Below are 5,128 nucleotides of genomic sequence, written 5' to 3'. Positions count from 1 at the left end.
CTTACATCAGATATTACAGTCTGGGTTTGATAGACAAACTCTGCATAAAAGCAGCGATTTTTCGGCAAAATCCTAACTTCTCTAATGGACTCAAACTTCAAATTAGAGGGCATAGGTAGGGTGAAACAATCCAACTTAAACCAGACTTTTACAGTTTGACCAAGAGGGATTCTGATTTGCCCATATTCGATTAACCTTAACCCCTGCTTGGGATAGCTAACACTGTTTAAACCATTCTTTCTATACTTTGGTGGTCTAGGTCTTTCTAATAACTCACTACGTTGATATAAAGCATTAAGTTGTTTAAAACTAGCAAAGGATTCATACACAGAACGACACAACTGTTGTGCAGATTGAGAATAGAGAGTTTGGAAATGACGATTTGATTTCATCTCCTTATCCAACTCAAATTTAGTGATGTAGCGTTTAGCTTTAAACCAAATTTGGCGGGCATAGTAGAGAGCGCAATTTGATAACTTATTAGATTGGGAGCAAATAAATGATAAGATTGCTTTTAAATCTGGATTTGGGTGAATTAAAACCTGCTGACAACCGTACAAACAAATCACCTCCTTAGTGTTATTTATTATCCCATGATGTGGGATTTAATAATGTTAAGATTATGCGGAGACTGTGGGATAAATCCCACCGTATCAGGTTTCATCCCCTGTCTAAAGAACGAAACGCGCAACTGTGTTGCTATTTCTCAAGGGCTTTCACCTTCTCGTTACACTTCTGGTAAAGAAGAATCATAATCTGTCCTCTGCATTTGCCTTGTTAGACACGACACGGACGAGATCGCAAACATCTTTTAGATTAATCAATCCCACCTACCCTAGGTGCGATCGCTCCAACCATTTGCTTGTAATGAGCATAGTCTGAACCAAAAGAGGTTTGCATTAGAGTCTCTTCTTTAGGAATCCGATACCAACAAAATAGGGCAAATGTGATCAGCCCGAACCATCCCACTAGCCAGTTATGAATTAACAGCCCCTGCGCAACTCCCCACAATAGATGAGCGCTATACATCGGATGTCGTACATAGCGATAAACCCCCTGGGTAATTAACACTTGCTCCGGCAGAATTTCAACCGCTGGAGACCAGTTATGGTCAAGGTCAAGATGGGATCGGCGCAATAACCATAGAGAAAACCCAAAGATACCAATACCTAAAATAGAGATGGCGCTGGGGAAGGGATAATCAGCAAACGTTAAGACTGGTGTTACTCCATACAAAAGAGGAAGAAACTGCGAAGCGAAAAACCAAAGGAGCATTAATCCAATTTCTAAGGCTGGAATTTGAGTTTTTTCGGCGCGTAGATGTTTACGACTTTGGGCCACACGAATAGCCCCAGCAATGCAGACGCCTACAAAATAAACCACAACAAAGGCTTGTTCCATTTGTCTGTCTCCATTTATGCAACTAATACAGCCAATTTTGATATTGAGGATGGCATTCAGCCATTTCGTCGCACAGCCATACCATGCGATCAAGAAACCACGTCTTACCTAAAATCACCCAGGACAGTCCCAGGACTGTAGGCCAAGGGGCAAGGCTCCACAGCCCCCAAACACATATCCCAAACCCAATAGCGTTTATGGTATTTGTGAAGGCAATCACCGGATGATGATGGCTTGGAATAGGTACTTGCTTTTGGTTTAACCAAATTCTTTCACCAATTACTCCCTTAGATGCCCACTGACGGGTCGTATTGGGTTTGGGAAAGACGCGAGGGTTCAGCCAAATCCATAGGATTACCACTAGAGTTGGAATAAGTGCGCCCCAACTTAACCATACCCGGCTCCAAATCGCTCCAATTAACAGGGGCAATGAGCCATAGCGGGTCCATACACTCCAAGGATTAGCATGGCGAGCCCAAACGGTATCGGTCATGTGAAAGATATTGGCAAGTTTTTGAGCATTCATCCTTAACGTCTCCTTTGAGCTCGGATTGTTTAGCTGTTACGCAGGATTTTGGCTGAGAGAGCAGGGACCAGGCGATGAAGACTCCTCAGTACTTTGGCTTTACCAATGGGAATTTCTTGCTGCCCTCGTTCGATGCCCTGCAAGGTTTCTAGCGCTACCTGCTGAGGTGAAATCTTCCCTTTGCCTCGACCATGGGTCATTTGGGTATCTACTAAGGGAGGAATGACCTCAAACACTTGTACAGTTGGTAAAGCGTCTTCCATTTGGTACCGCAACGATTGAGAAAAGCTATGAATAGCCGCCTTGGTGGCGCAATACACAGGAGCACTCGCTTTGGGCGTTATGGCTAAGGCAGAGGAGAGGTTAACCACTGCTGCTGACTTAGCTTTTTTCAGTAGCGGCAGACAGACCGCTGTCAATGTCATTAATGCGGTTAAATTTATCTGGATCTCGTTGGCGATTGCCTGGGCAATGTGTCCCGTATCAGTCTGGATAAAGTTGATTTGCTGTTGGATACCAGCGTTATTAATCAGCATTGATAGTCCCCCCAATTGTTGGGTAGCTTCCTCTGCCAGTTTTGGAATTTGGCTTGCGATCGCTAAATCACTCTGGATAGTAATCACATCACCCAGTAATTCACGGGCTTTAGCTAGCTTTTGAGGATCACGACCACAAATAGCGACCTGGTTATTGCGAGAAACCAGTGCCTGGGCCAGCTCAAATCCAATTCCTGCACTGCCGCCAGTAAGCAAAATCTTATGGCCGGATAACTTCATTGTGCCTCCTGATTGAATACGGGTGTGTTTATGTGGTGCTATATGCGCGTTGTTAAGTCATCTCAAGCAGATGCCGTTGTCATAATTTCTGACCAATGAGACCAAAGGAAAAAGTGACCTTCGCCAGGGTAGGTATGGAGCTGGCTGTTGGGGAGATGGTGATGTTTGTATTCTGCAAAGGAATAGGGTGCAGAAATATCATCACTGCCGTGGAGAATATGAACGGGGAAATCGATTTCTGCTAGGTCAAAGCCCCAATCTTGATAACGCAATAGGGCATCATAGGCAGGCCCGTCGCTGCCCTGGTGAAACGACTCCCGGACGTTTGTAACTAAGGCATGGGCTGCTTTGGGATTAGACAAAACGGTGTAATCCGCATCACTAAAGTACTGGGATTGATACAACAATCGGATAAAGGTTGTTGCGGGCAGTACTTTTGCGGCTAACCCCAATACGGTAAATGGAAATTGAAAGAGAATCGGCGTTGTATTTTGCGGTTGGGAAATCCGTTCAGCAAAAAAGCGATCCAGTGCAGTCATTTGCGATCGCAACTCAGCTACCACCACCGGAGCCCATCCGCCTAAGTCCAAAGCAAAGTCAAGCCGCTCAGACAGGGCATAGGCGCAGCTCAACACAGTGGTTCCTCCACCGGAGTGCCCCATTACGCCAAAGGTATTAAATCCCAGGCCATTCGCTAATTGACGGATGTCATCGGTATAGTCCAGCAGGGTATAACCGGGCTTAAAATCGGACTGTCCCATACCAGGACGATCTGGAGCAATGATCCGCCAGCCGTACTCCAGCGCTGCTTCGGCTGACGAGAGAATGCCTAAACGAGAACCTGGAGATCCATGAAAGAAAAAGACGGGGCGTCCGTTAGGATTGCCGACACATTCATAGGCGATTTTTCGACCATCTTGCAGAGAGAAGAACTCAGGAGAGTTATTTAGACTTAAAGCTGAAGACAAAGTAGCGTTTGGGTTTGCAACTAACATCGTATAGTCCTCTTATTCAGATGCCTACATTGTGCGAGAGGCAATAAGCAGTTGTCTTACACAAACGTCAGTTCGTTTTATCTATTCTTGCTATTCTCGCCGAAAAGCACCGGGAGTTATGCCAGTCATACGTTTAAAGTGTCGATTCAAGTGAGCCTGATTAGCAAATCCCACCGCATAGGCCACCTCACCAATAGTCATATCTGCTTGTTTCAATAATTGTTTTGCTCGTTGTACTCGTTGCTGTACTACATATTGATGGGGAGCAATGCCTACAGACTGCTTAAACAAGTGAGAAAAGTAATGGGGGCTGAGTTGTAAGAGGTTAGCCAGTTCTTTTAGCCCCAAGTCTTGATCTAGATGCGCTTGAATATAATCCAGTACAAGCTGAAGCTTGACCATGGGCAGGCCATCCTTATAGGTTTTAGGCTTGGTGGTGCGAGTTGTATAGTGCTGCATAATATGCACCATCAACGTATGGGTTAAGGTATCGGCATAAAGACGACTCCCCTGTTCACCATTTTCTAGTAGCCCTTTAAGCCCGAGGCCTAGTTGATAGAGTAACGGATCGGGCTGAGAGAATTGAGGAATGATTTCCACCTGTGCGGGATCTTGGGCTTCATCAATAGCTGTGGCAAGATCCGGCGGTTCTAATACCAATGTGAGGGTTTCAAGCTCGGTGTCCCACTCTACTCCATAGCCCACCATGGCAGGAATGATAACAGCATCTCCCAGGCGGGCTTCGCCACTCCACTGCTTACCTCCAGATGAGCGTACAACGTTAGGAATCTTTGGCGCATTGGCAACAAAGGTAATCACATGCCATGGGGTATAGATTTCAGGTATGACCCCTGCTTTCATGCAGCGATATTCTAGGGTGAGGCCTTGCCAGCCCAGAGAGGCGCTGGACCATTTAGGGCGATTAGCCAAAACGCGATCGCTCTCTTGACTATTTGTAATCGGAATCGCATTCTTAGACATCGTTAAGTAGTCGTCTACAGAGTCAACATAATGAACTTGGCATTTTGCAGAGATCGTACAAGAACCAGCTAAGTTGTACTTGAGATCTAACTATTTATTATACGGAGTCTTTCCATATAATCTTTTTCTCAATTCGTATATATCAAGCATTACAAGCAATTCTTTTCGTATTATACGGAAAACTTCTTTTTTCTGTTCTTATTCGGATATTATACCGAATTTGTCCGTATAACTACCCTTTAAGGGATGAATACAAGTAAGTCAACAAAAATATTTACCATTATTACGAACTACGCGAAGTAATCCTAACCCTTTCAATTGTTTAGTTTCACTCCGTTACACTCGCAATGACATTGTGTAATTAATTATGTTTAACTACTTAGAGCTCATTTGAGATCTTCTGAAAGATTGAATAAGCCTTGAGAGTAATTAAACTCAGTAGACTCTTT

5 protein-coding genes and 1 pseudogene are annotated in these 5,128 nt (G+C 44.5%); all 6 read right to left on the bottom strand.

Annotated features, from left to right (window positions below):
- A pseudogene (locus CALSC_RS25420) lies at positions 1 to 569 on the bottom strand (RNA-guided endonuclease TnpB family protein); the annotation flags it as partial.
- Positions 570 to 816: 247 nt separating this feature from the next.
- On the bottom strand, positions 817 to 1,401 hold the full coding sequence (locus CALSC_RS25415; protein WP_088243960.1) for a protein-S-isoprenylcysteine O-methyltransferase: 585 nt from the start codon (positions 1,399 to 1,401) through the stop codon (positions 817 to 819).
- Positions 1,402 to 1,423: 22 nt separating this feature from the next.
- On the bottom strand, positions 1,424 to 1,927 hold the full coding sequence (locus CALSC_RS25410) for a DUF6653 family protein (RefSeq protein WP_088243959.1): 504 nt from the start codon (positions 1,925 to 1,927) through the stop codon (positions 1,424 to 1,426).
- Positions 1,928 to 1,956: 29 nt separating this feature from the next.
- Positions 1,957 to 2,703: an SDR family oxidoreductase gene (locus CALSC_RS25405; RefSeq protein WP_088243958.1), complete on the bottom strand. Its 747-nt coding sequence runs from the start codon at positions 2,701 to 2,703 to the stop codon at positions 1,957 to 1,959.
- Between the two features lie 62 nt (positions 2,704 to 2,765).
- Entirely contained in the window at positions 2,766 to 3,698 is a 933-nt protein-coding gene (locus CALSC_RS25400; protein WP_088243957.1) for an alpha/beta fold hydrolase, read from the bottom strand.
- A gap of 90 nt (positions 3,699 to 3,788) precedes the next feature.
- Complete coding sequence (locus CALSC_RS25395) at positions 3,789 to 4,679, bottom strand: helix-turn-helix domain-containing protein (protein WP_088243956.1); 891 nt, start codon at positions 4,677 to 4,679, stop codon at positions 3,789 to 3,791.
- Positions 4,680 to 5,128: the final 449 nt, after the last annotated feature.

The sequence above is a fragment of the Calothrix rhizosoleniae SC01 genome (assembly GCF_900185595.1).
In the GTDB taxonomy this organism is placed as follows: domain Bacteria; phylum Cyanobacteriota; class Cyanobacteriia; order Cyanobacteriales; family Nostocaceae; genus Calothrix_A; species Calothrix_A rhizosoleniae.
Note: the sequence above shows the minus strand (reverse complement) of the source record. Positions and strands in the feature narration are given on the sequence as shown.

Coding starts and splice junctions, on each gene's coding strand:
- CALSC_RS25395 (WP_088243956.1), bottom strand. CDS start 4,679: ATGTCTAAGAATGCGATTCCGATTACAAATAGTCAAGAGAGCGATCGC.
- CALSC_RS25405 (WP_088243958.1), bottom strand. CDS start 2,703: ATGAAGTTATCCGGCCATAAGATTTTGCTTACTGGCGGCAGTGCAGGA.
- CALSC_RS25415 (WP_088243960.1), bottom strand. CDS start 1,401: ATGGAACAAGCCTTTGTTGTGGTTTATTTTGTAGGCGTCTGCATTGCT.
- CALSC_RS25400 (WP_088243957.1), bottom strand. CDS start 3,698: ATGTTAGTTGCAAACCCAAACGCTACTTTGTCTTCAGCTTTAAGTCTA.
- CALSC_RS25410 (WP_088243959.1), bottom strand. CDS start 1,927: ATGAATGCTCAAAAACTTGCCAATATCTTTCACATGACCGATACCGTT.